Below are 24,822 nucleotides of genomic sequence, written 5' to 3' on the forward strand. Positions count from 1 at the left end.
GCTCCCGGCGCCAATGCCCATGCGACACTGCCGAAGGCAAACCCCGAGAAAACCCTTTCGTGCTTCGCTGGCCTGGTGGTTCCAGCGGGGGGCCCATACCCGATCCCATTCCGAACTCGGCCGTCAAACCCCCCAGCGCCCATGGTACTTCGTCTCAAGACGCGGGAGAGTCGGTCGCTGCCAGGCCTGCAAAGCACGAAACACACCAAACCTCTCTCCCAAACCTTCTCTCCACAACACCCAGCACAAACTCGCTGGACAAAACCCTCCCATCCCGCGGGGTGGAGCAGCCCGGTAGCTCGTCAGGCTCATAACCTGAAGGTCGTCAGTTCAAATCTGGCCCCCGCAACCAAAACGTTCGACGCCCCGTGCCCAAAGCACGGGGCGTTTTGCGTTGTCCGGGCCGCCTCCGCAGAAAGCGCCAGGGTCGTCGCGAGTTCGCCCGTCAGCCCCGCAGCCAGGTCGTTCCCGGATCGTGGCGTCAGCTCGATGCCGGCGATCATCGACCGGATCAGCTCGCGTGCTTCCAGGGCCTCCGGCCCGTCGAGTGCCGCTTCCAACACTTCGACTTTGCGACGATAAGCCTCCGCGAGCTTCGGGTGGCCAAGCAACGTGAACAGGGAAGCGGCAACGTCGTCCGTATCGGCGCGAAGAAGTTCAACCTCTTCGGCGCGCAGGTCGGCCAACCGCTGCTTGAATGAGGGCTCGTAGAGCCCGTCCTCGATCGCGGCGAGCAGACCGGAGATCTTGCGCCGCGTCTCGGCGAGGCGGCGGTCGCGATCACGAGACCTGTCCCGCGCCTTGGTTCGCATGGCTTCGACTTCGCGTCGGACCTCCTCGACGAAGGCGGCGAGCAGATCCGGCGCGAGCAGGCGCTCCTTCAGGCCGCTCAGGACGCGCGCTTCGATCTCTTCCCGCCGGATCGTCACGCCGTTCTCGCAAGTACCCTGCCGGTGCCGCTTGGCGCAGCCGAACCGCTCCTTGCTGATGACTACATAGGGGCCGGCACAGCAGCCGCAGCGGAGCTTGCCTGAGAGAAGGATGCGAGGCGCACGGTGGGCCAGTCAGGAATGCGTTTGGCGCACATGTTCCAGATCGCGATCGTGTGTTTGAGATGGCGACGAGGGTCCTTGATCATCGCCTCCGCATCCATGGCTTCGACAAAGCCGCGGAGCGTCTCGGCATCCACAGCCTCGGGTTCGACCTGCATTGCCGTGCCGTATCGGGCAAGGCGGGAAAGGGCCCATCGGTCGGAAGCACGCTCGACGCTGTCCAGAAGGGCGATCCATTCCGTTCCGATCGGGGCGTCCTTGGTCAATTGGCGCCGCCGCATTCCGAATTGTCCCACCGCGCCGGCGATGAGAGACCGGATGTTGGCGTATCGACGCCCGCTGACGCCGAGATCGGTAGGGCCGATATCATGGAACAGCCGGCGCACGCCGGAAGCGCTTGCCGGCACCGATGCCAGATCGATGTGGGCCCGTTCGGCGATCACTCGAAAAGCCGGCAGCGCATCGCGGCGGGCCGGGTCTTGGGTGGCTTCGCCGATCTTGGCGCGAATGTCATCGAGGGTGAGGATGCCTTCGGGGCGAAGCGGATCGGCGCCGGAAGCGGTATAATAAAAGTCCATCGTTGGAGATCCGGTTGGACACAAGTGCTCTCGTGAAGAATCTGGTGAACATATACGTCAAATCGTGACGATGATCCAGTTAAATACATCCGCAATACTATTGGTTCATAGTCGGGAAGGCACGTGAAAACAGATAATTTGATGTCCTGTTGTGATCGGGACTGGTCAAGAATCCTGCGGCCGAGAACATACCGGCGCAAATCGTCCGGGTGGATGCGCGGGAGGCGTCCGTCGCGCACGACAGGCAGGTCACCGGCTGCAATCCGACGGCGGAGCGTCTTGACCGAGCAGTTCAGGATGGCGGTGGCTTGCACGAGCGTCAGCAGGCGGGGCCGTTCACCCGCCGCGGGTTTGGCTGTCATCGGAGAGGTCTTCCTTCTTGGCGGTCGCGTGATCGACCAGGTCGCGAGCGACCAGCCGGGCCAAGTGTCGGACCAGAACTTCGAGACAAGACGGAACGGCAGAATCGATGGCCCCCGGCGCATCGGGCCATCGCCTGGTCGTTCCTCGTTCCTCGGACCGTCTCGCCATGCCTCGTCCCGAACCGGTCCTCGCCGGTCACAACAGGACAGACAGTGACGGCGGCGGACGCCTCGTGCAGGGACCCAAAAATCAATCGAGGTCAGGAATTGCCGGTCGACGCCTCGTCCATCGCCCGTCTGCGCTTGCGATCGGCGAGGGCCAGACGCTCCCAACGTCTGGAAACAGCGATCAGGGACACTTCGGATAAGTCGAATGCACGCCCGGGGCCGGCCAGCGGACACAGAAGCAGATGTGCAAAGCGGACGAACCGCGCGTGCACTGAGTAGCCGAGCTCTTCGAGATGCCGATCGTCGCGGCTTGCGCGCGCGAAGAGGTCGGCGAATCCCAGGATCAGCGTGTCCAGAACATCCTTGCGCGGCCGTCCGCGATGGCGTCGTGGCCGGTACTGCTCGGCGAGCTGCAGCGCCACGGCACGGACGACGGCTCGTTCGGCATCGTCGAGGTCTGCCCATGACCGGCCGCCCGGGCTCTCGATGTTCCGCGCACGGCCCGACCGATTGCCGAGTTCGCGCTTCACGGCCAGAACGAACACGCGCCGCGCGCCCTCTCCCAGGGGTGTCGTATCGAGCGGGTCGGCGGTTCTCGACAGCCGCTCGAGGTCCTTCGACGCCCGGCTCGACGGCTCCTTCTCCGCCGCCAATTCCTGCCACAAGCGAGCCGCCTCGCTTCCATCCTGCGCCACACCCGAAGACCAAACCAAGTCCAGGTAGTCTCGGCACAGTTCCGACAACAGCTCGGCGTCGGTACTCCGGATTAACGCCGAGATGGCTGCTACGATCGGTTCCGGTACGGAACGAATCTCCATAGTTAATTGCCCGCCGCTATTCACGTAAATAAATTAAAGCGCCATGAGTCCAGCAATTATATAACGTCTATTGGGGTCAACAGAGCGTTTAATAATTTATTTTAATAGCGCGGAGGTTTGAATGACATGTGTTTTATATCGGAATATTAGGGAGTACTCTTTTCGCGAAATTGGAAGGATGCGTTAGGGCCGCGTTTGTCATGGGATCGCCACGACGACACCGACTGCCCGTCGAGTAATACAGCACAATCAAGAGATCCTGAAGACGCCGGCGAAGCGTCACGGGATCAACCAGAAGACCGTCGCTAGAGCAAGGTCCGATCAGAGCGGGCCGCTCTGATCGGAAAAAGCTTGCGCAAACAAAAACATGCAGAGCATCATCCGATCCCTTCAGATCGGGTGATGCTCTAAGTGGAAGAAGCGGACCTCGGCCACGGATCGGCCAACTGGCCCGAGGGCGCCAACATCGACGGTTTTTTCGATCGATGGGGAAGCGGTGATTGTCGCCTTCCGCCGACATACCCTCCGGCCGCTCGACGACTGCCTCTACGCTCTTCAGGCAACGATCCCGCATCTGACGCGCTCGTCCCTGCACCGCTGTCTTCATCGACATGGCATCAGCCGACAGTCGAAGGTGGGTGGAGACAAGGAGCCGAAGATGCGGTTCAAATCCTACCCGATCGACCTTTTCCGTATCGATATCACCGAGGTGCAGACCGCCGGGGGCAATCTGTACCTTTACGTGGCCATTGATCGTGGAGTGGGCCCCTGCCGCCTGATCTCTGTCCGGCGACAGGGGCCCACTCCAGGTGCCAAACAGCCCGGGGCGTTGCGCAGTTCGCAATACGATGCGCTGCCGTCGGTCGCGCATCTCAAAGCGCCGTGCCTGCGGCCGTCTTCGGCCGCGAGATTGCCAATCCGTGCCGTCCGGCTGGATCGTCGACGCATCGACCGAAACCGCCTCTGCGATCCGGAAATCACGGATGCGGTGCGTTGGAGAGAGTTCCGAAGTTCTGAACCGCCATGCGCGGCTCGCGCGACCAATCGGATGCGATCGTGTCCAGTCCCGATAGGAGCACCGGCCGAGCCATCCGCCCTTCCGATACCGGGTGATCTTCTAGCCGGTGCAGTCCTCTCGATTCTTTGCGGACAAGGGACGCAACGGTCTGAAGGCGAGCCGCGGCGACCAGCGCGGCGGCCTCCCGAGCCTTGAGAACGTCGTCGGCAGTCTGCGTGCGGAAGCCGGCAGCGCTGCGGTCCCAGAGCGAGTCGAGGGTGGTCCGGCTGCGCTCGAGGCTGGTGGTCGTCTTGAAGTAGGTCTTTTCGAGGGGCAGGATCTCGGAGCGCACTGCCGTGCGGACCTCGTCCGGCCGGTTCCGACCGCCTGTGCCGAAGCGCAGGCCGACGCGGCCGAGGGCTTCGAGCCGGGCGGGGCGATCGGTGCGGGCGCGGGCATGCTGCGCGGCCGCGCGGCCGGCCCATTCGCCGGAGGCGAAGCACCAGGCGACGGCCGGTCCGGCGCCGCACATGGCGGCGCCGGTCAACCGGCTGCGGTCGGTCAGGTCGCCGGCCGCATAGAGGCCGGCAATGCCGGTCGAGCAGGCGTCGTCGACCACGACGCCGCCGACCGCGCGGATATGGCCTTCGTAAATCATCTGGACGGCAAAGCGCTGGCGGAACGGATCGATGCCGAGCCGGTCGAAATACTGGAACGTGTTCGGGTGATTGAGACGCGAGAAAGCCTCAAAGCCGTCGGGGCCGCGGTCGATGATCGCCTGGATGCCGCCGGTCTCCAGGACGGCGCGCGCGATCTCGGCCATGCCGCCGCGCCCGGAGGCGGCGCCGAGGGGGCGTCCGGCCGCGTCGAACCAGCTCGCGGAATTCGTCCACCAGCCCTTGGTGCTCGGGCTGCCCTTCGGGGCGAAGCCGTAGAGCGTGGAGAATTCCAGGCCCGAGAAGGTCGCGCCGGCCTCGCCTGCGAGGAGATAGCCGTCGCCGACCACGCCATGCGTGCCCATCGCGCCGGACAGGAAGGCAGTCGCGCCGGTCGCCAGGACCACCGCACCGGCTCGGACGGCCCAGGTACGGCCGGTCTTGCGCTCGATCCCGGCCGCGCCTGCGACGGCGCCGTCGTGGGCGAGGAGTTCGAGGGCCGGCGCATGGTCGAGCAGGCGGACGCCGGCCCGTTCGAGCGCACCACGCAGGACATGCAGCGTATAGGGGCCGATGAAGCGGCCGAACCGCGCGCCCGCATTGGCCCTGGCGTCCCAGCGGAAGCCGAGCGCCTCCAGGGCCGCATAGGCCCGGTGCGCCTCCGCATAGACGCGTTCGACATGGACGAGGTCGTCGAGACCCTCGGCGGCATCGTGGCGGGCCTCCACGATGCGGCGACGCTCTGCCGAAGCAGCATCCGGGGCGACCGAGTAGCCGCCGACATTGGCGGCGGCCACGACCCCGGCGGTCCCGGTCCAACCCTTTTCGACCAGGACGACCTTCGCGCCCGCGGCACGGGCGGCGAGGGCCGTCCAGCAGCCTGCAAGGCTGCCGCCGACCACGAGAACGTCGGCTTCCAGAACAAGATCGGCGCTGCCGTCCGTGTGCAGATCGGAGGCGAATGCGGCTTCGGTCATGGAGAGCCTCCTCAGGCTGCGTTGGTCGGTGCGGCCGGACGGGCCGGTTCGCGCAGTGGGCGGCCGGCGCGCCAGCCGTTGGCACGGGCGAAATGGCCGAGGAACCCCGAGGCGACGATCGAAGCCTCGGTCAGGCCGGGCTCGCGATCGGCCAGCGGCGAGACATAGATGGCATCGACCGGACAATAGAGTTCGCAGAGAAAGCAGGTGTGGCAGTCGCCGCGCCGCGCGATCGTCGGCTGATCACCCTCGAAGCCGGCGAACACATCGTTCGGGCAGACCTCGATGCATTTGCCGCATCCCGTGCAACGGTCGGCAACGATCAGTTCAATCATGAAGTCCTCGCTGGTCGTCGATGTCGTGAACAGGACGATAGCGGTCTATTTTGTTCGGGAAAGACGGTTTTAATGCTTACAAAGTAAGAGGTATGACATGAGTATATCCAAATGACAGCGCCTCCGGCGAAGATCGACGGAGGCGGTTACTTTGCAGATCCGCGGCGGCGGGGCAGACTCCGACGCTTCCTCGAAAGCCGGGTGACGGGGGCCTTACGGTCGCCCCGGTCCCGATCACGCGCCGCGGCGATCGGGAACCGGGGCGCAGCCGCGGTCAGTTGCCGGCGCCGATGTCCTTGAGGGCGGTTTCGAGGAAGCTGCGGTCGATCCATTTGGCATAGTCGACCTTGCCCTTGATGAGCTTGGCTTCGGCCATGAAGGCCTCCTCATCCTTCAGCGCCTTGACGGCGGCCTCGGTGATCTCCGGGTTCTGCCAGAACTGGCCCTTGTCGTAGGTCTCGCGGACCGCCTTCTCGGAGCTCTTGGTCTCGGCGACGAAGCGCTTGATGGTCTCCTCCGGATTCTTGTCGACCCAGCCCGCGAGCTTGATGTCTTCGGCGATCAGGCGGGTGACGAGGCCCGGATGGTTGCGCGCGAAGGCGCCGTTGACGGTGATGATGTAGGGCGCGGCCCATTCGGCCTTATCGGAGGCATCGTAGAGCAGCTTCGCCCCGCCGGCGTCGACGAGCTTCTGCACCGTCCCGCGGGATTCCACGATGGCGTCGATGTCGCCGCGCACCAGCGCCGGGCCGGAGGATTCGATGCCGAGATTGAGGTTCTCGACATCGCTCGTCGCCAGACCGACGGTCTTCAGGGCCTTGCTGAAGACCGAGTGGCGCACGGTTCCGGTCAGATAGGCGACTTTCCGGCCCTTGAGGTCGGCGAGGGACTTGATCGGGCTATCGGCGCGCACCACCACGATGGTCTCGGTCGACGGCACCCAGCTCGACAGACCGATCGCCTTCACGTCGGCACCGCTGGCGCCGAGGCGCAGCGCCGGGTTGTTGCCGGTGTAGATGAATTCGATCGCCCCGGTCGCGACCGCCGTGGCGGCTTCCGCGCCGCCGTTGAAGGTCAGGAACTCCACCTTGATGCCGTCCTTCTCGAAGGCCTTCGTCAGGAGGCCGAGATTGCGGAACAGGACGAACTTCAGATGGCCTGGGGCGGTCGAGCCGATCCGGATGACCTCCGGCTTGTCGGCGGCCCGGGCGGCCCCGGCCGCGAGGCCGGGGATGGCGGCAAGGGCGAGGAGGCCGGCGGCAACCGCGCGGCGGGAGAGGCGGGTCGTGGACATGGCGGATCCTTCGGTTCTTGCGAACGGATGTCGGGACTTCAGTGCGGGGCGCCCTCGGCCTGGCCGCGCCAGGCGGTGGCGCGCGCCTCCAGCGCGACGAGCAGGTAGTTCACGGCGAGACCGATGAAGGTCAGCGTGAGGATGCCCGCATACATGTCGGGCGTTTCCATCATCAGTTGCGACTGGTGGATCAGGTAGCCGAGCCCGGATTGCGCCGCTAGCATCTCGGCGCCGATCACGGCCACGATCGAGGCCTTGACGGCGAGACGCGCCCCGGCGGCGATCGACGGGATGCTGGCCGGCAGGATCACCTTGACGAAGATGTCGAGATCGGAGGCCCCCATGGAGCGGGCGGCCTTGAGGAAGAGCGGATCGACCGACTTGACGCCCGAGATGGTGTTCACGAGCAGGAAGAAGACCGAGGCATAGAAGCAGATCGCCACCTTGGAGGCTTCGCCGATGCCGAGCAGCATGATGAAGACCGGGAGCAGGGCGAACTGCGAGGTGTTGCGCAGCGTCTGCACCATCAGGTCGGTCAGCTGCTCGAAGCGCGCATAGCGCCCCATCAGCACCCCGAGCGGCAGGGCGACGGCGACCGCCAGCGCGAAGCCGAGGGTCGCGCGCTGCAGGCTGATGCCGATGTTGCGGCCGAGCACGCCGGTCCGGATCATCTCCAGCCAGGCCTCCACGACGACGCTGAGCGGCGGGAAGAAGATCGGATTGAGCAGCCCAAGCCGCGGCGCCGCCTCCCAGAAGGCGAAGAAGACGACCAGCAGCGGCACGCCCTTCAGGATCGTGGCGAGGCCACTTCCCATGCGGATCGGGAACGCGAAGCGGTGGCGCCACAGCGAGAAGGCGGCGGCGTCGTGGGTGCGGTTCTCGGAGGTCACGCTCATGTGGGCTTTCCTCAGTGGGCGGCGATCTGCCAGTCGCGCTGGGCCTTGGTCACTTCGTCGCGCAGCACCTCCCAGACGCGCCCGCGAAGGCGCGCGAAGGCGGCGGTGTTGCGGATTTCGAGGTCGCGTGGCCGTGGCAGGTCGATCTCGATGATCTCCTTCACGGTGCCCGGCCGGGCGGTCATCACCACGACCCGATCGGCGAGATAGACCGCCTCGTCGATCGAGTGGGTGACGAAGACGATGGTGGTCTTGATCTCGTCCCAGATGCGCAGCAGTTCGCCCTGCAGGATGTCGCGGGTCTGCGCGTCGAGCGCGGCGAAGGGCTCGTCCATCAGGAGGACCTCCGGATCGGTCGAGAGCGCGCGCGCGATCGCGACCCGCTGCTGCATGCCGCCGGAGAGCTGGGCGGGATAGCGATCCTCGAAGCCGCGCAGGCCGAACAGCGCCAGATAGCGGCGCGCCCGCTCGCGCCGCTCCGCCTTTGGCACGCCGCGAACCTCCAGCGCGAACTCGATGTTCTGCTGCGCCGTCCGCCAGGGAAACAGGGCATATTGCTGGAACACGTAGGCTGTCGACGGATCCGGCCGGGTCACCGGGGTGGCGCCCACATAGGCGGTTCCGGACGAGGCCTCGGTCAGCCCGCCGATGATGTCGAGCAGCACCGATTTCCCCGAGCCGCTCGGGCCGGCCAGAGTGACGAACTCGCCCTTGCGAATGGTCAGGTCGACGCCGGAGAGAACCGGGATGCGGTTGGTCGGCACGCCACCGAGCGAAACCGTCTGGCCGGCCTTCAGCGTGAAGGTCTTGCGGACATCCTCCAGGCGGATGCGGTCCATGGGGGCTCTCCTCGGGGTCAGACCTGGGCGACGCGCAGGCGGTGGGTCGGATCGGCTTCGGTGCCGCCGGCGCGGCCGCGGCTCCAGCCGAGGGCGCGCGCATAGGTTCCGAACAGCCCGCGCGCCTCGACTTCTGCCAGCGTGATGCCGGTCGGGCCGTCGGCGCGTTCGGCAACGAAGAGCGCGTCCGTCGGGCAGTAGATCTCGCAGAGGTAGCAGGTCTGGCAGTCGTCCTGGCGGGCGATCACCGGCAGGCCCTCGTCGTCGCGGTCGAACACGAAGGCCGGGCAGACGCGTTCGCAGATGTCGCAGCGGATGCAGCGTTGTTCGGAGACGATCTCGATCACGATGCGCGCTCCCCGGCGATCACGGCTTCGGCCTCGGGCCGCACGGCGACGACATCGAGGCCGTCGACGATCAGGCGTCGCGCCGAGGCCGGGTCGGTCTCCGGCCGATCGGTGCGGCGATGCATGCCGCGGGATTCGCCGCGGGCTGCGGCAGCGGCGACGGACCAGCGGGCGCTCGCCGTCACCGCGGCGACCTCGCGAGCGCGCAGCCGGTCGCGGCCCTCGCCGACGAGATGGCCGGAGACCTCGTCCCAGACGCCGTCGAGACGGGCAAGCGCGGCGTCCAGATGGGGGCCGTTGCGGAAATAGTTGCGGTCGAGCGGGATCACCTCGGAGCGGACAGCCTCGACGACCGCGGCCTGGTCGACCGGCCGCGCGGCCGCCGACGGGCGCAGGCCGGCCCGGCCGAGCGGTTTCGACTGGTGGCGGAAGGCGGCTGCGGCGCAGCGACGGCGGGCATGCTGGGCGGCGCCGTGGCCGGACCACCAGCCGCTCGCGATCGCCCAGGATGCGTTGATGGCGCCGCCGCCCGAACTCGCGCCGGCCATCAGTTCGCGGGTCGCCGCGTCGCCGGCCGCGTAGAGGCCGGGCACGCCAACCCCGCAGTCGTCGGTGGCCAGCCGGATGCCGCCGGAGCCGCGCACCGTGCCCTCGGCCTTGAGGGTCACCTCGAAGAGGTCGCGGAACGGATCGATGCCGGCGCGCTGGTAGGGCAGGAAGCAGTTGGGCTGGCCCTTCAGGAGCCAGTCCTGCAGCGCTTCGTCGGCGAGATCGAGCCGGGCGAGGACGGGGCCGCGGATGAGGGCGCGGGCAACGTCCTTTTCGGCCGCGCCGATGCCGTTCTGCAGCGGATGGCCGTCCCGATCGAGGAGCGGCCGGCCGTCCGGGCCGAAGAAGGAGGCCCAGCGGAAGGGCAGACCCTTGTTGAGCGACGAATTCATCGGCGCGAGCGAGTATTTGCCGGTGAATTCCATGCCCGACAGCGACGCGCCGGCCTCGACGGCCATCAGGTAGCCGTCGCCGGTCAGGCCCGTGCCGCCGAGGATGCGCTCAAAGAAGGCGACGCCGCCGGTCGCCAGGACGACCGCGCCGGCATCGATCGTCCAATCCGCCCCGGTCGCCCGGACGATGCCGGCCGCCCCGGTCACGGCCTCGCCGTCGGACAGCAGTTCCAGGACCGGGTGATGGTCCAGGATGACGACGCCGGCCTTCTGGACCTGGCGGCGCATGAACCGCATGTAGTCCGGGCCGCGCAGGTTGGCGATGTAGAGCTGCCCGGTGTCGTCGGTCGGGAACGGGTAGCCCCATTCGACCAGCCGCAGCAGGCTCTCATAGGCGCGATCGACGCAGCGCGTCATCCAGCGCGGTTCGGCCAGGCCGCCCGTGCGCTGCCAGCGCCGCTCGACGACATGGGCCCGCCCCTCGCCGGGCGGCACGCACCAGGTGCCCGTGTTGGACGGGGCGGTGGCGCCGGACGTGCCGAAATAGCCCTTGTCGGCCAGCACCACCTTGGCGCCGGCCTGCGCCGCCGAGAAGGCGGCCCAGGCGCCGGCCGGACCGCCGCCGATCACGAGCACGTCGGCCTGGAGGCGATCGGAACCTGTCGATGCGGAACGGACGGCCATGCGCGAAGATCCGGATGGAGACGCTGCGAGGGCGATGGGGCGACGCCGGGCGGCGGCGTCGCCGGTCGGGTCGGCTTCAGGCTGCGCTGGACAGGCCGACCGGCTCGTTGCCGGCGGTCCACTTGATGTTGCAGCCGATCGACGGGATCTGCCGGTCCGGCACGCCCTTTCCGGCCAGCACGGTCGCGATGGCGGCGGCAAGGTCCGCCCCGGTCACCGCCTTGCCGTTACCGGGCCGCGCATCGTCGAACTGACCGTGATAGGCGAGCTTGCGCTCGGCATCGAACAGGAAGAAGTCCGGCGTGCAGGCGGCCCCATAGGCCTTCGCCACGTCCTGGGACAGATCCTTGAGGTAGGGGAAGTCGTAGCCCTGGGCGGCGGCCTCTTCACCGAGCCGCGCGAGCGTCTCCTCCGGATGATCGACCGGGTCGTTCGCGTTGATGGCGACGACCTGCAGGCCCTGGGCGGCGTATTCCTTCGCAAGCGCCGCGAAGCGCTCGCGGATCAGCAGCACGAAGGGGCACCGATTGGAGATGAAGGCGACGAGCAGGGCCGGCTTGGCACCGAAATCGGCGAGCTTGTGCAGCCGTCCGTCCGCGTCGGGGAGCAGGAAGTCCGCCGCGGGCGTTCCGAGCTTGATCGGGTTCGATTCGGTCTTGGGCATCGTGGGTGTCCCCGTTGCAGGCGAAGGCTCCCGGCAGGACCGGGGCGTCGAAGGCGTGAGAAATTATACATAATATCGGTAGATTTTATAAGCACAGAATTCTCTTGCCGAGGGCCGGCAGGAAAAGTTCTTTCGATGCGCCGCCTGCCCAGGGGGTCCAATTGGCCGCCCGGTTCCAGACAACATTCTAGTCGAACGGCAGACCGGAACCGGCATGTCGGAGGGGCTTGGTGACCTTGTGCGGGGCCGCCGATCCAAGACGCACAAGTCCATTGCAATTAAAATCCATAAGTTTTATCGGGTGATCGAGCGACCCGATGTCTGGCGTGCCGCCCGGCGCCGCTGCACACTCGTCGCCTTCGCCGATGGCAGCCGGTTCAGGGGCGGCCCCGCGGGACCCGCCCGTCGGCGGCAGGGAGCAGGCATGAGCACGACGATCGCTACCGCCGACGAGAAGCTGCGCACCCGCCTGGTCGCGGCGACGGTAGCGGTCGCCTTCTTCATCCAGTTCCTGGACGGCACGATCATCGCGACCTCGCTGCCCCAGATGGCCGCGAGCTTCGGCACCGATGCGGTCTCGATGTCGAGCGGCTTCACGGTCTACATGCTGACCGCCGCCGCCTTCATGCCGCTGTCTGGCTGGCTCGCCGAGCGTTTCGGCGCGCGGCGGGTCTTTCTGGCCTCGCTCCTGATCTTCACGCTCGCGTCGCTGGCCTGCGGTCTCGCCGGTTCGCTGCCGGCCTTCCTGGCCGCGCGGACGCTGCAAGGCTTCGGCGCCGCCCTGATGACGCCGGTCGGGCGGCTCATCGTCATCCGCAGCGCCACCAAGTCCGAGATCGTGCAGGCCATCGCCACCATCACCTGGCCGGCGCTGTTCGCGCCCGTGATCGGCCCGCTGCTCGGCTCCTGGATCACCACCCATGCCGGATGGCAATGGAACTTCTTCGTCAATCTGCCGCTCGGGCTGGTCGGCTGCCTCTTGGTCGTCGCCGTCGTTCCGGTCGATCGGCCAGGGCCGCGGGTGCCGTTCGACGCTTTCGGCTTCGTCGCAAGCGCCGGCAGCCTGACCCTGCTCCTCGCCGGCCTCGAGCTCTTTGCCGGTCGGCAGGTGCCGGACCTCGCGGCGGCCGGCCTCGCCGTGGCCGGGCTCGTGGTCGGGATCGCGGCCTGCCGGCATCTCGTGGCAAGCCCGGTGCCGCTGATCGATCTCCGCGTCCTCCGCGTGCGCACCTTCGCGCTGTCGACGCTCGGCGCCGGCACCTTCTGCCGTCTGGCCGTCAATGCGACGCCGTTCCTCCTGCCGCTCCTGCTCCAGGTCGGCTTCGGCCTCTCCGCGGTCGAGACCGGGATCCTGATCCTGGTCTATTTCCTCGGCAATCTCGCCATGAAGAGCGTGACGACGCCGCTCCTGCGGCGCTTCGGTTTCCGGGACATCCTGATCGTCAACGGCACGGCCGCGGCCCTGTGCATCGCCGCCTTCGCCGCGGTGACGCCCGCAACCCCGGTGCTGCTCCTCTGGGCCCTTCTATTCCTGGCCGGGGCGACCCGCTCGCTCCAGTTCACCGCGCTGGCGACGCTCGCCTTCGCGGATGTCGACGGCCAGGCCCGGTCGGCCGCCTCATCGCTTTCGGCGATCCTGCAGCAGCTGGCCATGGTCGGCGGCATCGCGGTTGCCGTGCTGGCCATCCGGTTGGTCTCGGCGCTGCGCGGCGAGGCGGGTGCGGCAGACCTGGCGACGCTGGCGGATTTCCGGGCGGCCTTCCTGATCGTCGCGGCGATCGGTCTCGCCGGCGCGCTGCGGTTTCTGTCCCTCGACCACGACGCCGGCCGCGAGGTCTCCGGCCACCGCGGCTAGAGCATTTCCCGATTGGATGGACTCATTCAATCGATAAGGAAATGCTCCGGAGTCAATGGCTTGAGCCGGTCCTTTTCGGTCAGATCGTTTCGTTCTGGCCGGGACAGGCTCTGGCGCCCCGCCTCGGCGCCAACCGGACCGCGGTTCTTGCTGCGGGGAGGCGATGGGACACCCGTGCGGCGCTCGCACAGGCCATCTCCTATAAAACACAAAAAAAGTATTCTATTCCTTCCTGTGAGAACGGGCAGGCGATAGGGTCATCCCATCTTCCGCACAAAGCGGGCGGTTGCGCCGCCGCCAGGAGGGACGGATGTCCATCGAATTCATCGGTTTCATCGGCAATCACGAAGCGTCCGAGATCATTCCGCGGTCGGGTCCGATCGTCGACCGAGCCTATATCGAGGCCGTCGCCAAGGCGCACGAACTGGCCGGCTTCGATCGCGCGCTGCTCGCCTTCCATTCCGACGCGCCGGAGGCGTTGACGGTCGGCCAGCATGCGGCGAGCGTCACCGACAAGCTCGGCATCTTCGTCGCCCATCGTCCGGGCTTCGTGGCGCCGACCGTGCTCGCCCGGCTGTTCGCGACGCTCGACAATCTCCATCCCGGCCGCTTCGCCATCAACGTGATCACCGGCGCCGACCACCGCGCCGAACTCGTGCGCGACGGCAACACGGTCGAGGACAAGGACGAGCGCTATGCGCGCACGAGCGAGTTTCTCGACATCGTCCGGCTCGAATGGGAGAGCGACAAGCCCTTCGACTACAAGGGCCGCTTCTACCAGGTCGAGGGCGCCTTCTCGCAGGTCAAGCCGTCCTGGAAGGGCGCCGTGCCGATCTTCATCGCCGGCGCGTCCGATGCGGCCATCGACGTGGCTGGGCGCCATGCCGACACTTTCGCGCTGTGGGGCGAGACCTATGAGCAGGTCCGCGAGCTGACCGACCGTGTCCGCGCCGCCTCGGCCCGCAATGGCCGCCCGGCGCCGCGCTTCTCGCTGTCGCTGCGGCCGATCATCGCCGACACCGAAGACCAGGCCTGGGCCAAGGCCGACGCCATCCTGGAGAAGGCCAAGGCGCTGCAGGATCGGACCGGCTTCCGCAAGACGGCCGAACCGGTCAATGTCGGCTCCCGGCGCCTCCTGGAGGCGGCCGCCAAGGGTCCGCGCCTCGACAAGCGGTTGTGGACCGGCATCGCCCAATTGACCGGCGCGAAAGGCAATTCGACCGCCCTGGTCGGCACGCCGCTCCAGGTCGCCGAGACGCTGGTCGACTATTACGACCTCGGCATCGAGACCTTCCTGATCCGCGGCTTCGATCCGCTCATTGATGCGATCGACTACGGCCGCGAATTGATCCCTGAAACCCGCCGGCTGATCGCCGAGCGCGCTGCGAGCCGCGCCAAGGCCGCCGAGTAGGCCTGTCGGAGCGGCCGCCGCTTCGGGCGCTGCCGCCCCTGCCGACCGACCTGCGCAATCCGAGGGGACAACCATGACCGATGGTATCGAACAGCTGTCCAGTGCCATGATCACCGAGGACGGCGCCCGCCGCCTGTCGTCGCGGCGCAGCTTCCTGCGCACGGCCTCGGCGGCCGCGCTCGCCGTGCCGGCGGCCCGCGTCGCCGCCTGGGCGGCCCCGCCCGGCAAGATCGCCGACCCGGCCGCCGCGCTCCTGGAGCAATCGATCATCTGCCGGACGGCCGGGCCGGGCGGCGGGCCGCTCCTCGCCGGACCGCCGCGCAAGCTGCGCTTCTCCTGGAACGCGACCGCGGTCTGCCTCGCGCCGGCCGCCGTCGCAGTCGAGAAGGGCTTCTTCGCCGCCCACAATCTGGATGTCGACCTGATCAATTTCGGCGGCTCCACCGACCAGCTCCTGGAAGCGATCGCGACCGGCAAGTCGGATGCCGGCATCGGCATGGCGCTGCGCTGGCTGAAGCCGATGGAGCAGGGCTTCGACGTGAAGATCACCGCCGGCACGCATGGCGGCTGCATGCGGCTCCTGGCGCTCAACGACGGCAAGATCCGGAGCCTCAAGGACCTGAAGGGCAAGTCGATCGCGGTCGCCGACCTCGCCGCCCCGGGCAAGAACTTCTTCTCGATCCTCCTGCAGAAGGAGGGGCTCGATCCGGACAAGGATGTGGAATGGCGCCAGTTCCCCGGCGAACTGCTGCGCGCCGCGCTCGAGAAGGGCGAGGCGCAGGCGCTCGTCGACGGCGACCCGAAGACCTATCTCTGGCTGAAGGACGGCAAGCTCGCCGAGGTCTCCTCCAACCTGCATGGCGAATTCGCCAACCGGGTCTGCTGCATCCTCGGCGTGCGCGGCTCGCTGATCCGCGAGGATCCGATCGTCGCCAAGGCGCTGACGCTCGCCCTGCTCGATGCCGCCCACTACACGGTGCAGAACCCGGCCGAGGTGGCCAAGATCTTCCTGCCCTATGCGCCGAATGCGAGCCTGGCTGACCTCGAGGCGCTGCTGCGCTACCACACCCATCACCACAATCCGGTCGGTGCGGCGCTGAAGCGCGAGATCGCGCTCTACGCGGACGAGCTCAAGCTCGTCAACGTCTTCAAGCGGACGACCGATCCGGCGCGGTTCGCCAATCGCGTCTTCGCCGATGTGCTGAGCGTCTAGGAGGGCAGCCGGAATGACCGACATTCTCGCCGATGCTCCCGGCCGCGAGGCCGATTTCGCCGCGGCGCTGAAGGACCTGTCCTTCACCGGCATCCTCGCCGCCTCCGCCTTCGCGGCCGCCGCGGCCTTCTCGTTGATCTGGGACGATGTCGGCGATTGGGGCCGGACCCGGGAATTCGCGCTGATCCTGGCGGGCGTGGCCGCGGGGCTGTTCCTCGCCTCCGTGCTGGCGCCCTGGCATGCGGGGCTCGCCGCGAAGGTCACGCACCGCGCGCCCTGGGCGCTGGCGCTCGGCCTGTTCTTCGCGGCGTGGGAGATCACGACTGCGAAGTTCAATATCCTGCCGCAGCCCTTCTTCCCGCCGCCGCAGGCGATCTTCGAGGTGTTTACCGACGATTTCGCCAAACTCGGCGCCTCGATCCTGGCCTCGGTCAAGCTGCATGCGACCGGCTACGCCATCGGGGCGGTGGCGGGCTTCCTGCTCGGGGTTTCGATCGGTTGGTCGCGGGCGGTCGGCTACTGGGCGCATCCGATCCTGCGCTTCGTCGGCCCGCTGCCGGCGACGGCCTGGCTGCCGATCGCCTTCTTCGTCTTCCCGACCTCGCACAGCGCCAGCGTCTTCCTGATCGCGCTCGCCACCGCCTTCCCGACCACGGTGCTGACCTGGTCGGGCATCGCCGCGGTGCCCTCCGCCTATTACGACATCGCCCGCACGCTCGGCGCCAACAGCCGCTTCCTGGTGCTCAAGGTCGCGATTCCCGCCGCCCTGCCGCATGTCTTCGTCGGCCTGTTCATGGGGCTCGGCTCGTCCTTCGCGGTGCTGGTGGTGGCCGAGCTGCTCGGCGTCAAGGCCGGCCTCGGCTGGTACCTGCAATGGGCGCAGGGCTGGGCCTCCTACGCCAACATGTATGCCGCGCTCCTGGTCATGACGGTGCTCTGCTCGACGCTGATGACCATCCTGTTCCGCCTGCGCGACCGCGTCCTCTCCTGGCAGAAGGGTATCGTCAAATGGTGACGGCCGCGCTCCGCACCGAACCGGCGCCCGCGACACCGCGGCAGGCCGACCCGCTCGGGCTGTCGATCCGCGGCGTCAGCCACCAGTTCGATCTTGACGGCGGTATCCTGCCGGTCCTGGACGATGTCAGCCTCGATGCCGCGCCGGGCGAATTCGTCGCCCTGCTCGGGCCTTCGGGATGCGGCAAGTCTACCCTCCTGCGCCTCGTCGCCGGGCTCGACCGGCCGACCCGCGGCGAGGTGTTGGGCGACGGACAAGCCATCACGGCCCCGCATCCCTCGCGCGTCGTCGTGTTCCAGGACCCGACGCTCTATCCCTGGCGGACGGTGTGGCGGAACGTGTCGCTCGGGCTGGAGGCGCAGGGCATCCTGTCGCGCGAGCGCGGCCGGGTCGAGGCGGCGCTGAACCTGGTCGGGCTCGGCGCCTTCGCCAAGGCCTATCCGCACCAGCTTTCCGGCGGCATGGCGCAGCGCGTGGCGCTGGCCCGGGCCCTCGTCAACGATCCGCGCCTCCTGGTGCTCGACGAACCGCTCGGCAAGCTCGACAGCCTGACCCGCCTGCAGATGCAGTCCGAACTGGTCTCGCTCTGGCAGCGCGCCGGCTTCACGGCCCTGCTGGTCACCCACGATGTCGAGGAGGCCCTGTTCATGGCCGACCGCGTCATCGTCTTTTCCGACCGCCCGGCGCGCGTCGCTGCGGATGTCCGGGTCGACCTGCCGCACCCGCGCCATCGCGGCGATCTGCGCTTCGGCGAATTGCGGCGGCTGATCCTCGGCCATCTCGGCCTGGAAGCGACCTGGTGAGCGTGAGGGAGACAGACCCATGGACGCCCGCGCCCCGCTGACCCCGATCCTGCGCGACCTCGCCGCGGATTTCGCCGCCACCGCGGCCGAACACGACCGGACCGGCCGCTTTCCCTTCGCCAATTTCCGCCGTCTCTACGAGGAGGACCTGCTCGCCCTGACCGTGCCGCGCGACCTCGGCGGCCGCGGCGGCGGGCTGGACGAGGCGGTCGAGACGGTCGGCTGGATCGCGCGCGGCGAACCCTCCACCGCGCTGGTCCTGGCCATGCAGTATATCGCCCAGGCCTCGATCGCGCTGGCGAACACCTGGCCGAAACATCTGCGCGAGCAGGTCGGTCGCGACGCCGCGGAGGCCGGTGCGCTCGCCAATGCGCTGCGCGTCGAGCCCGATCTCGGCTCGCCGGCCCGCGGCGGCCTGCCGGCGACGATCGCCCGCCGCCACGGCGACGAATGGCGCATCTCCGGGCGCAAGATCTATTCGACCGGCGCGCCGCTGCTCGCCTGGATGCTGGTCTGGGCGCGCACCGACGAGGCGACGCCGCGCGTCGGCACCTTCCTGGTGCCGTCGACCCTGCCGGGCATCCGCATCGAGGAGACCTGGGACCAGCTCGGCATGCGCGCGACCCGGTCCGACGACGTGGTCTTCGAGGATGTCGCCGTGCCGCTCGACCACGCCGTCGACATCCGCCTCGCCGGGGACTGGCTGACCCAGAACCGCCTGCAATATGCCTGGCACAGCGTGCTGGTGCCGGCGATTTATGACGGCATCGCGCGGGCCGCGCGCGACTGGCTGGTCGGCTTCCTGAAGACCCGCACCCCGTCCAATCTCGGCAAGCCGCTCGCCACGCTGCCGCGCGCCCAGGAGGCGCTCGGCGAGATCGAGGTCCTGCTCGCCGTCAACCAGCGCCTGATCGCCAGCTACGTGCGCGACGTGGAGGCCGGGGTGCTGCCCGGCGAGGACGAGGGCGGCCTGATCAAGCTGACCGTGACCCGCAACGCCATCGAGGTCGTCGAGCAGGCGCTGAAGCTCTCGGGCAATCACGGCATCGCCCGCGCCAACCCGCTCGAACGCCACCTGCGCGACGTGCTGTGCGGCCGCATCCACACCCCCCAGGAGGACAGTGTCCGGCTCGCCGCCGGCCGCCGCGCCCTGGACCTCTGACGGAGTTCCCATGACCGACATCGCGCCGCTGCAGAAATTCGTCCGCCGCGCCACCGAACTGGTCGAGCGCCACGGCGCCGACGAGGCGGCCCTGTTCGCCGATCTCGAACCGCTGCTGAAGGACCTGATCCGGACGGACGGCTGGCTGCCCGACGCCTACCGCCAGCCCCATCCTCAGTTCTATCAGCAATATCTGCTGCATGCCGACCCGCTCGAGCGCTGGTCGGTGGTCAGCTTCGTCTGGGGGCCGGGGCAGAAGACGCCGATCCACGACCATCGGGTCTGGGGCCTGGTCGGCGTGATCGAAGGGGCGGAGACCGGCACCAGCTTCGTGCGCCGCGACGACGGCCGGCTGGTCGCGACCGGCGAGGAACGGCTGGAGCGCGGCGACGTGGTCAAGGTCTCGCCGACGGTCGGCGACATCCATCAGGTCGCCAACGCCCATGCCGATCGCGTCTCCATCTCGATCCACGTCTATGGCGGCAATATCGGCGCCGTCGCCCGGGCGGTCTACGATCCGGAGACCGGGGCCGAGAAGCCCTTCGTCTCCGGCTATTCCAACACCGCGGTGCCCAATCTCTGGGACCGCTCGGCGGAAGTGCGCGCCGGTCTGCAGCGCGCGTGAGAGGTTCGATGCCGCGTTTCATCAGTGCCGAAAACCTGCGCCGCTTCTGGCGCGAGGGCCGGGAAGTCGCCCTGTTCGACCTGCGCGAGGAGGGGCCCTATGCGGAGGCGCATCCGCTCTGGGCCGTCTCGCTGCCCTTGAGCGAGATCGAGGTCCGCATCGAGGCGCTGGTGCCGCGCCGGTCCGCGCCGATCGTGGTCTATGACGACGGCGAGGGCTTCGCGGCAGCCGGCGCGGCCCGCATCGCGGCGCTCGGCTACGCGGATGTCGCGGTGCTCGAAGGCGGCCTTGCCGCCTATGCGCGCGTCGGCGAGGTCTACCGGGACGTGAACGTGCCGTCCAAGGCCTTCGGCGAACTGGTCGAGTCGATCCGCCACACGCCCTCGCTGCCGGCGCCGGAGATCAAGGCGATCCTCGAGCGCGAGCCCAATGTCGTGGTGCTCGACAGCCGCCGCTACGAGGAATTCACCACCATGGCCATCCCGCGCGGGCAGAGCGTTCCGGGCGGCGAACTGGTCTATCGGGTGCACGATCTGGCGCCGTCGCCCGACACCCTGGTCATCGTCAATTGCGCCGGTCGGACGCGCTCGATCATCGGCACCCAGTCGCTGGTCAATGCCTGCATCCCGAACCGCGTCGTCGCCCTGCGCAACGGCACGATCGGCTGGACGCTGGCCGGCCTGGAGGTCGAGACCGGCCGCACGCTGCGGGCGCCCGAGCCGAGCGAGGCCGGCAAGGCGCGGGCCCGCGCCGCGGCCGCGCGCTGGGCCGACAAGGTCGGCGTGCCGGTGATCGATGCCGCCGGGCTCGACCGCCTGATTGCCGACTCGGATCGGCGCACGCTGCATCGCCTCGACGTGCGCACGCCCGAGGAACATGCCGCGGGCCATCCCGAAGGCTTCGTGTCCGCGCCCGGCGGGCAACTGGTGCAGGCGACGGACGAATGGGTCGCGGTGCGCGGTGCGCGCCTCGTGCTCTACGATACCGACGGCGTCCGCGCCCGGATGACCGCCTCCTGGCTGGTCCAGCTTGGCTGGGAGACCTATGTGGTCGAGGCCGGCGCGCTGGCGGCGGATGCCCGGCCGGCCCCACGCAAGGTTCGGGATTTCGGTCTCGGACCTGATGATTTCGTCGCGCCGGCGACGCTCCTGGCCGAGCCGTCGCGCTTCGTCGTGTTCGATCTTGCCCGCAGCCCGGCCTATCGCAAAGGCCATATCCGCGGCGCCTGGCACGCCTCGGGCCCGCGTCTTGCCGACCAGGTCGCCGGCGAGCAGGCGCGCGGCCTCGCGGCCGGCCGGACCCTGGTGCTGACCTCTCCGGACGGCGAACTGGCCGCCGCCAATCTTGCGGTCGCGCGTGCTGCCGCTTCGGGTGACGTGCGGGTCCTGGCCGGCGGCACGGCCGCCTATGCGGCCGCGGGCGGGCGGCTCGACAGCCAGGAGGCGCATTGGCTCGGCGTGCCGGACGACATCTACAAGCGCCCCTATGAGGGCACCGACAATCCGCGCGCTGCCATGCAGGGCTATATCGACTGGGAACTGCAGCTGGTCGCGCAACTGGCCAATGACGGCATCGCCGGCTTCCACGTCGTGCGCTGACGCCATCTTCCGCTGACCCGTTCCTCCCAGGGACTTGGACCGGGAGACTTGCGGATCGGTTCCTCGCAGGAACCGATCCGCATTTTTTTGTCAGTTGGTCAGGGCGCTGTTGAAGCTGGTGTCGAAGAAGCGCGCCACATCGAAGCGCTTGGCGATGACGCCGGCGTCGGAATAGAGATCGGCGGTGCGCTGCTGATCGGCGATCACCGCCGGATCGATCGGCACCACGACGGTCGGAGCGCGGACATGGCTGTCGCGCGCGATCTCGAATGGGGCGCCGACCAGGCCGGCGAGATGCCGCGCATAGTCGTCGACATGGTTCGTCACCCAATCGCGCGCCCGCGCGGTGCGCGACACGAAATCGGCCAAGGCCTCGCGCTTGGTCGCGATCGCCTTGTCGTGCGCAACCAGATAGCCGAGGCCGGACAGGATGCCGTTCTGGCCGTCGAAGACGAGGCGATACTTGGCGGCAAGGAGCCCGGTCGAGACATAGAGGCCCCAGGTCGACCAGGCGTCGATCGCGTTGGTCTCCAGGGCCGCCTTGGCGTCGCTCGGCTGCAGGAAGGCGAACTTCACCGAGTCCGCCGGCACGCCGGCCCGCTTCAGTGCGGAGATCACCAGGGCATGGCCGATCGAGCCGCGGCCGGTCCCGACCGTGCGGCCGGCGAGGTCGGCGACGCTGCGGATCGGGCTCTGGTCCTTGACCAGCAGCGCCACGCTGCCGCCGTTGGAGCGATGCGCCGAGATGATCTTGGCCGGCACGCCATTGGCGAGCGCGAAGGTGGTCGGAGCATCGCCCGCCCAGGCGACATCGACGGCGCCAGCATTGAGCGCCTCCAGCAGCGGCGCTGCGGCCGGGAACTGGGCGATCTCCAGCTTGTAGGGGGTCTTGTCGAGCAGATTGGCGACGGCCAGCGTCGCCTCCACGCCGCCCTTCTGGTCGCCGAGCCGCAGCGCGGTGTCGGCCGCGCGCGCTCCCGACGGGGCGCCGAGCGCCAATCCAGCAAGCGTCAGGCCGGAGCCGGCGAGGAAGCCGCGCCGCCCGAGACGAGTGCGGCGGTCGAAGGTCTGTTCGGTCATGGCGGATCCTGTGCGATGGCGCGGTGCCGGGAACGGGCCGCGCGGGGGAACGATTTTTCTGGGACGCGGCGGCGCGGGCGCGTTTGGCGGGCGCTGCGTGCCGTCGATCGCGGCCTTGCCCAGGGTCTCCCGTCGCCCCTTCACCGGAAAGCAAAGCGACCGCCGTTTCGCAGGCCGGCAGCGAACCGGATTTGCGGCGATGGCCGATCGCGGGGGAAATCCGACCGCTCCCGGAGCCAGCGCATGGGCGGTGGTCTAAAATCTATCATTACAATAATCTAATTTCGGTGAATCGCGCATAAAATTCCAGTTTCAATGGGCTTTGTGAATTTAGATTATCGTTTCTTTATATAGGAAATTACCTCACCCATGCTTCCCCATAAGGACGGCTGGTCCCCGGAGAGGCGAGACATGACGAGTTTGACGGCCGACGTGCTGGTCATCGGCGGCGGCTTGGCGGGAAGTTGGGCAGCGGTCGCCGCCGCCCGCGCCGGCGCCGCGGTGATCCTGGTCGAGAAGGGCTATTGCGGCACCAGCGGCGTGACCGCGACGGCCGGTCCCGGCCATTGGTGGGTGCCGCCGGATCCGGACCTCAGACGCGCGGCGATCGACCGCAAGCTGACGCCCGCCGCCGGTCTCGCCGATCCGGACTGGATGGCCCGCATCCTCGATCTGACCTGGACCAGCCTGCCGACGCTGGAAGGCCACTACCGTTTCTCCGTCGACGAGGCCGGGCGCAAGCAGTATCGCGCCTTGCGCGGTCCGGAATATCTGCGCGCCATGCGCCGGCTCGCGCTGGAAGCGGGCGCCACCATTCTGGACCATCATCCCGCGCTCGAACTGCTCCAGCATGGCGACGGCTCGATCGCCGGCGCCCGCGGCCTCGTCCGCGCGACCGGCGAGGACTGGACCATCCGGGCCGGCGCCACGGTGCTCGCCACCGGCGGAGCCGGCTTCCGGTCGCATCTTCTCGGCGCCGCCAACAACACCGGCGACGGCCATCTGATGGCCGCGGAGGCGGGGGCCTCGATCTCCGGCATGGAATTCTCCACCGCGCACTGCATCGCCCCGGCGCGCACGACCATGACCCGTTCGATGTCCTACGCCTTCGCCCGCTACTTCGATACGGACGGCTGCGAGGTGCCGATCCCGCCCGGTCCCGACAACAACCGCGAGATTGCCGCCGCGCTCCTGAAGGGGCCGCTCTTCTGCAGCCTCGAAAGGGTGCCGGAGGACGTGCGCCGGCTGCTGCCGCAGATCCAGCCGAATTTCGGCCTGACCTTCGCGCGCGAAGGCGTCGATCCCTTCACCGAGCGCTTCGAGGTGACGCTGCGCGGGGAGGGCACCATCCGCGGCTCGGGCGGGCTGCGCATCGCCGACGCCGACTGCGGCACGGATGTTCCGGGTCTCTTCGCCGCCGGCGACACGGCGACGCGCGAACTCGTCGCCGGTGCGGTCTCGGGCGGCGGGGCGATCAATTCGTCCTGGGCGCTGTCCTCGGGCCAATGGGCCGGACGCGCCGCCGCCGAACGCGCCCGCCGCGCCGGCCGCCGCGACGCCGAGCTGGCCCGGCCGATCGGCCAGGCCGGGCTTCGGCCGCTGGCCCGGCCCGGCGGGCTCGATCCGCGCGAGGTCGAGCGCGCCGCGCAGGCCGAGGTGCTGCCCTTCGACAAGATCTACTTCCGCCAGGCCCGGACGCTCGCTGCCTCGGCCGACCGGCTGGAGACCTTGTGGCGCGACACCGCCGACCATCTCGTCGCGATGGGAAGCGACCGGCTGCGCGCGCGGGAGGCCGCCGCCCTGGTGGCGACCGCTCGATGGGTCACCCACGCCGCCGCGGGACGGACCGAGAGCCGCGGCATGCACTATCGCACGGACCTGACCGGCAGGGACGACCGCTTCGCCGCCCGCCAACTGGTCGAGGGTCTCGACCGCGTCGTGACCCGCTACGAGCGGCCCGCGGCCGCAACGGCCCGCCTGGAGATCGCATCATGATCGAACTCGTCGTCGAAAGCCGCTGCGTCGGCTGCTCGGCCTGCGTCGAGGTCTGCCCGACCGGCGTCTTCGACCGCGCGGCGGACGGCCGCCCGGTCCTGGCGCGGGTCGAGGATTGCCAGACCTGCTTCATGTGCGAGCTCTACTGCCTCGCCGACGCCCTCTATGTCGCCCCCGACTGCGAGAACCGCGTCCCCGTCGACGAGGCGGCGATACTGGCCTCCGGCTTGCTCGGCCAGTATCGCCGCGATTCCGGTTGGGACGAGTGGGAAGCCGATCCCTCGAAGTCCAACGAGCACTGGCGCATGGAAGGCGTCTTCGCGCGCGCTGCCCGCGCACCCGGCGGTGTCGGGCCGGGTCCGGCACGGGTCGAATAATATTCTACTGATGCGATCGACTTTGATATCCGAGACCTCGGCAGACAGACAGCCCCCGTGTTGAATTGGCCATACGACAA

General features: G+C 68.5%; 21 protein-coding genes, 1 tRNA gene, 1 rRNA gene and 4 pseudogenes. 14 read left to right on the forward strand and 13 right to left on the reverse strand.

Going from position 1 to position 24,822, the window contains the following annotated elements; translation table 11 throughout:
* The first annotated feature begins 71 nt into the window (after window positions 1-71).
* Window positions 72-186: ribosomal RNA gene (rrf, locus tag ABB55_RS22425) — 5S ribosomal RNA — on the forward strand.
* A gap of 89 nt (window positions 187-275) precedes the next feature.
* A tRNA-Met gene (locus ABB55_RS22430) sits at window positions 276-352 on the forward strand.
* Window positions 353-941: 589 nt separating this feature from the next.
* Here the strand turns inward: ABB55_RS22430 and ABB55_RS31320 are convergent.
* From ABB55_RS31320 to ABB55_RS30505, 4 genes and pseudogenes are all read right to left on the reverse strand, one after another.
* Window positions 942-989 (reverse strand): annotated as a pseudogene (locus tag ABB55_RS31320) (hypothetical protein); the annotation flags it as partial.
* A gap of 2 nt (window positions 990-991) precedes the next feature.
* Window positions 992-1,630, reverse strand: a complete 639-nt coding sequence (locus ABB55_RS30990) for a hypothetical protein (RefSeq protein WP_054360808.1) — start codon at window positions 1,628-1,630, stop codon at window positions 992-994.
* Window positions 1,631-1,818: 188 nt separating this feature from the next.
* Window positions 1,819-2,115: pseudogene (locus tag ABB55_RS31325) on the reverse strand (helix-turn-helix domain-containing protein); the annotation flags it as partial.
* A 137-nt stretch (window positions 2,116-2,252) separates the two neighbouring features.
* Window positions 2,253-2,978: a hypothetical protein gene (locus tag ABB55_RS30505; RefSeq protein ID WP_160321295.1), complete on the reverse strand. Its 726-nt coding sequence runs from the start codon at window positions 2,976-2,978 to the stop codon at window positions 2,253-2,255.
* A 205-nt stretch (window positions 2,979-3,183) separates the two neighbouring features.
* Here ABB55_RS30505 and ABB55_RS30995 point away from each other — a divergent pair.
* Window positions 3,184-3,285: pseudogene (locus ABB55_RS30995) on the forward strand (IS481 family transposase); the annotation flags it as partial.
* Between the two features lie 102 nt (window positions 3,286-3,387).
* Window positions 3,388-3,735: pseudogene (locus ABB55_RS29210) on the forward strand (transposase family protein); the annotation flags it as partial.
* A gap of 220 nt (window positions 3,736-3,955) precedes the next feature.
* Here ABB55_RS29210 and ABB55_RS22445 read toward each other — a convergent pair.
* The 8 genes from ABB55_RS22445 to ABB55_RS22480 form a co-directional block, all read right to left on the reverse strand.
* Entirely contained in the window at window positions 3,956-5,608 is a 1,653-nt protein-coding gene (locus tag ABB55_RS22445; RefSeq protein WP_054360810.1) for an FAD-dependent oxidoreductase, read from the reverse strand.
* Between the two features lie 11 nt (window positions 5,609-5,619).
* Window positions 5,620-5,943: a 4Fe-4S dicluster domain-containing protein gene (locus ABB55_RS22450; protein WP_054360811.1), complete on the reverse strand. Its 324-nt coding sequence runs from the start codon at window positions 5,941-5,943 to the stop codon at window positions 5,620-5,622.
* A 274-nt stretch (window positions 5,944-6,217) separates the two neighbouring features.
* Entirely contained in the window at window positions 6,218-7,237 is a 1,020-nt protein-coding gene (locus ABB55_RS22455; RefSeq protein ID WP_054360812.1) for an aliphatic sulfonate ABC transporter substrate-binding protein, read from the reverse strand.
* Between the two features lie 38 nt (window positions 7,238-7,275).
* Complete coding sequence (locus ABB55_RS22460; protein WP_054360813.1) at window positions 7,276-8,133, reverse strand: ABC transporter permease; 858 nt, start codon at window positions 8,131-8,133, stop codon at window positions 7,276-7,278.
* A gap of 11 nt (window positions 8,134-8,144) precedes the next feature.
* A complete protein-coding gene (locus tag ABB55_RS22465) occupies window positions 8,145-8,972 on the reverse strand; it encodes an ABC transporter ATP-binding protein (protein WP_054360814.1) in 828 nt (275 codons plus the stop codon).
* A gap of 17 nt (window positions 8,973-8,989) precedes the next feature.
* Window positions 8,990-9,319 carry a 4Fe-4S dicluster domain-containing protein gene (locus tag ABB55_RS22470; protein WP_054360815.1) on the reverse strand — a complete coding sequence of 110 codons (330 nt, stop codon included), beginning with the start codon at window positions 9,317-9,319 and terminating at the stop codon, window positions 8,990-8,992.
* On the reverse strand, window positions 9,316-10,944 hold the full coding sequence (locus ABB55_RS22475) for an FAD-dependent oxidoreductase (RefSeq protein WP_054360816.1): 1,629 nt from the start codon (window positions 10,942-10,944) through the stop codon (window positions 9,316-9,318). The genes ABB55_RS22470 and ABB55_RS22475 overlap by 4 nt, the downstream gene beginning before the upstream one ends.
* Window positions 10,945-11,020: 76 nt before the next feature.
* Complete coding sequence (locus ABB55_RS22480) at window positions 11,021-11,608, reverse strand: thioredoxin family protein (protein WP_054360817.1); 588 nt, start codon at window positions 11,606-11,608, stop codon at window positions 11,021-11,023.
* A 424-nt stretch (window positions 11,609-12,032) separates the two neighbouring features.
* On the opposite strand from ABB55_RS22480, the gene ABB55_RS22485 reads away from it, so the two are divergent.
* The 8 genes from ABB55_RS22485 to ABB55_RS22520 all read left to right on the forward strand — a co-directional run bounded on the left by ABB55_RS22485 (window position 12,033) and on the right by ABB55_RS22520 (window position 21,290).
* Window positions 12,033-13,463 carry an MFS transporter gene (locus ABB55_RS22485; RefSeq protein WP_054360818.1) on the forward strand — a complete coding sequence of 477 codons (1,431 nt, stop codon included), beginning with the start codon at window positions 12,033-12,035 and terminating at the stop codon, window positions 13,461-13,463.
* 310 nt (window positions 13,464-13,773) lie between these two features.
* A complete protein-coding gene (locus ABB55_RS22490) occupies window positions 13,774-14,874 on the forward strand; it encodes an LLM class flavin-dependent oxidoreductase (RefSeq protein ID WP_054360819.1) in 1,101 nt (366 codons plus the stop codon).
* A gap of 106 nt (window positions 14,875-14,980) precedes the next feature.
* Entirely contained in the window at window positions 14,981-16,087 is a 1,107-nt protein-coding gene (locus ABB55_RS22495; protein WP_054362236.1) for an ABC transporter substrate-binding protein, read from the forward strand.
* 13 nt (window positions 16,088-16,100) lie between these two features.
* Window positions 16,101-17,102 (forward strand): ABC transporter permease, encoded by a 1,002-nt coding sequence (locus ABB55_RS22500; protein WP_054360820.1) that lies wholly within the window; start codon window positions 16,101-16,103, stop codon window positions 17,100-17,102.
* On the forward strand, window positions 17,096-17,905 hold the full coding sequence (locus ABB55_RS22505; RefSeq protein WP_083463857.1) for an ABC transporter ATP-binding protein: 810 nt from the start codon (window positions 17,096-17,098) through the stop codon (window positions 17,903-17,905). The genes ABB55_RS22500 and ABB55_RS22505 overlap by 7 nt, the downstream gene beginning before the upstream one ends.
* 19 nt (window positions 17,906-17,924) lie before the next feature.
* Window positions 17,925-19,067: an acyl-CoA dehydrogenase family protein gene (locus ABB55_RS22510; RefSeq protein ID WP_054360821.1), complete on the forward strand. Its 1,143-nt coding sequence runs from the start codon at window positions 17,925-17,927 to the stop codon at window positions 19,065-19,067.
* A 10-nt stretch (window positions 19,068-19,077) separates the two neighbouring features.
* Window positions 19,078-19,692, forward strand: a complete 615-nt coding sequence (locus tag ABB55_RS22515) for a cysteine dioxygenase family protein (protein ID WP_054360822.1) — start codon at window positions 19,078-19,080, stop codon at window positions 19,690-19,692.
* Window positions 19,693-19,700: 8 nt separating this feature from the next.
* Window positions 19,701-21,290 carry a rhodanese-like domain-containing protein gene (locus ABB55_RS22520; protein ID WP_054360823.1) on the forward strand — a complete coding sequence of 530 codons (1,590 nt, stop codon included), beginning with the start codon at window positions 19,701-19,703 and terminating at the stop codon, window positions 21,288-21,290.
* Window positions 21,291-21,380: 90 nt separating this feature from the next.
* Here the strand turns inward: ABB55_RS22520 and ABB55_RS22525 are convergent, their stop codons facing one another.
* On the reverse strand, window positions 21,381-22,370 hold the full coding sequence (locus ABB55_RS22525; protein WP_083463858.1) for an ABC transporter substrate-binding protein: 990 nt from the start codon (window positions 22,368-22,370) through the stop codon (window positions 21,381-21,383).
* 411 nt (window positions 22,371-22,781) lie between these two features.
* Between ABB55_RS22525 and ABB55_RS22530 the strand changes: the two genes are divergently transcribed.
* Together ABB55_RS22530 and ABB55_RS22535 are read left to right on the forward strand one after the other, a co-directional pair.
* Window positions 22,782-24,365 carry an FAD-dependent oxidoreductase gene (locus ABB55_RS22530; RefSeq protein ID WP_054360824.1) on the forward strand — a complete coding sequence of 528 codons (1,584 nt, stop codon included), beginning with the start codon at window positions 22,782-22,784 and terminating at the stop codon, window positions 24,363-24,365.
* Window positions 24,362-24,742, forward strand: coding sequence for a 4Fe-4S dicluster domain-containing protein (locus tag ABB55_RS22535; RefSeq protein WP_054360825.1), 381 nt, complete (start codon window positions 24,362-24,364; stop codon window positions 24,740-24,742). The genes ABB55_RS22530 and ABB55_RS22535 overlap by 4 nt, the downstream gene beginning before the upstream one ends.
* The last annotated feature ends 80 nt before the right edge of the window (window positions 24,743-24,822 follow it).

The organism is Prosthecodimorpha hirschii (genome assembly GCF_001305515.1).
GTDB classification, from domain to species: domain Bacteria; phylum Pseudomonadota; class Alphaproteobacteria; order Rhizobiales; family Ancalomicrobiaceae; genus Prosthecodimorpha; species Prosthecodimorpha hirschii.

Bases quoted from the DNA above. Each gene is read 5' to 3' on its own strand.
- ABB55_RS22455 (WP_054360812.1), bottom strand. From the start codon at position 7,237: ATGTCCACGACCCGCCTCTCCCGCCGCGCGGTTGCCGCCGGCCTCCTC.
- ABB55_RS22485 (WP_054360818.1), top strand. From the start codon at position 12,033: ATGAGCACGACGATCGCTACCGCCGACGAGAAGCTGCGCACCCGCCTG.
- ABB55_RS22535 (WP_054360825.1), top strand. From the start codon at position 24,362: ATGATCGAACTCGTCGTCGAAAGCCGCTGCGTCGGCTGCTCGGCCTGC.
- ABB55_RS22465 (WP_054360814.1), bottom strand. From the start codon at position 8,972: ATGGACCGCATCCGCCTGGAGGATGTCCGCAAGACCTTCACGCTGAAG.
- ABB55_RS22530 (WP_054360824.1), top strand. From the start codon at position 22,782: ATGACGAGTTTGACGGCCGACGTGCTGGTCATCGGCGGCGGCTTGGCG.
- ABB55_RS30990 (WP_054360808.1), bottom strand. From the start codon at position 1,630: ATGGACTTTTATTATACCGCTTCCGGCGCCGATCCGCTTCGCCCCGAA.
- ABB55_RS22505 (WP_083463857.1), top strand. From the start codon at position 17,096: ATGGTGACGGCCGCGCTCCGCACCGAACCGGCGCCCGCGACACCGCGG.
- ABB55_RS22515 (WP_054360822.1), top strand. From the start codon at position 19,078: ATGACCGACATCGCGCCGCTGCAGAAATTCGTCCGCCGCGCCACCGAA.
- ABB55_RS22510 (WP_054360821.1), top strand. From the start codon at position 17,925: ATGGACGCCCGCGCCCCGCTGACCCCGATCCTGCGCGACCTCGCCGCG.
- ABB55_RS22460 (WP_054360813.1), bottom strand. From the start codon at position 8,133: ATGAGCGTGACCTCCGAGAACCGCACCCACGACGCCGCCGCCTTCTCG.
- ABB55_RS22525 (WP_083463858.1), bottom strand. From the start codon at position 22,370: ATGACCGAACAGACCTTCGACCGCCGCACTCGTCTCGGGCGGCGCGGC.
- ABB55_RS22480 (WP_054360817.1), bottom strand. From the start codon at position 11,608: ATGCCCAAGACCGAATCGAACCCGATCAAGCTCGGAACGCCCGCGGCG.
- ABB55_RS22475 (WP_054360816.1), bottom strand. From the start codon at position 10,944: ATGGCCGTCCGTTCCGCATCGACAGGTTCCGATCGCCTCCAGGCCGAC.
- ABB55_RS22450 (WP_054360811.1), bottom strand. From the start codon at position 5,943: ATGATTGAACTGATCGTTGCCGACCGTTGCACGGGATGCGGCAAATGC.
- ABB55_RS22520 (WP_054360823.1), top strand. From the start codon at position 19,701: ATGCCGCGTTTCATCAGTGCCGAAAACCTGCGCCGCTTCTGGCGCGAG.
- ABB55_RS22500 (WP_054360820.1), top strand. From the start codon at position 16,101: ATGACCGACATTCTCGCCGATGCTCCCGGCCGCGAGGCCGATTTCGCC.
- ABB55_RS22445 (WP_054360810.1), bottom strand. From the start codon at position 5,608: ATGACCGAAGCCGCATTCGCCTCCGATCTGCACACGGACGGCAGCGCC.
- ABB55_RS22490 (WP_054360819.1), top strand. From the start codon at position 13,774: ATGTCCATCGAATTCATCGGTTTCATCGGCAATCACGAAGCGTCCGAG.
- ABB55_RS22495 (WP_054362236.1), top strand. From the start codon at position 14,981: ATGATCACCGAGGACGGCGCCCGCCGCCTGTCGTCGCGGCGCAGCTTC.
- ABB55_RS30505 (WP_160321295.1), bottom strand. From the start codon at position 2,978: ATGGAGATTCGTTCCGTACCGGAACCGATCGTAGCAGCCATCTCGGCG.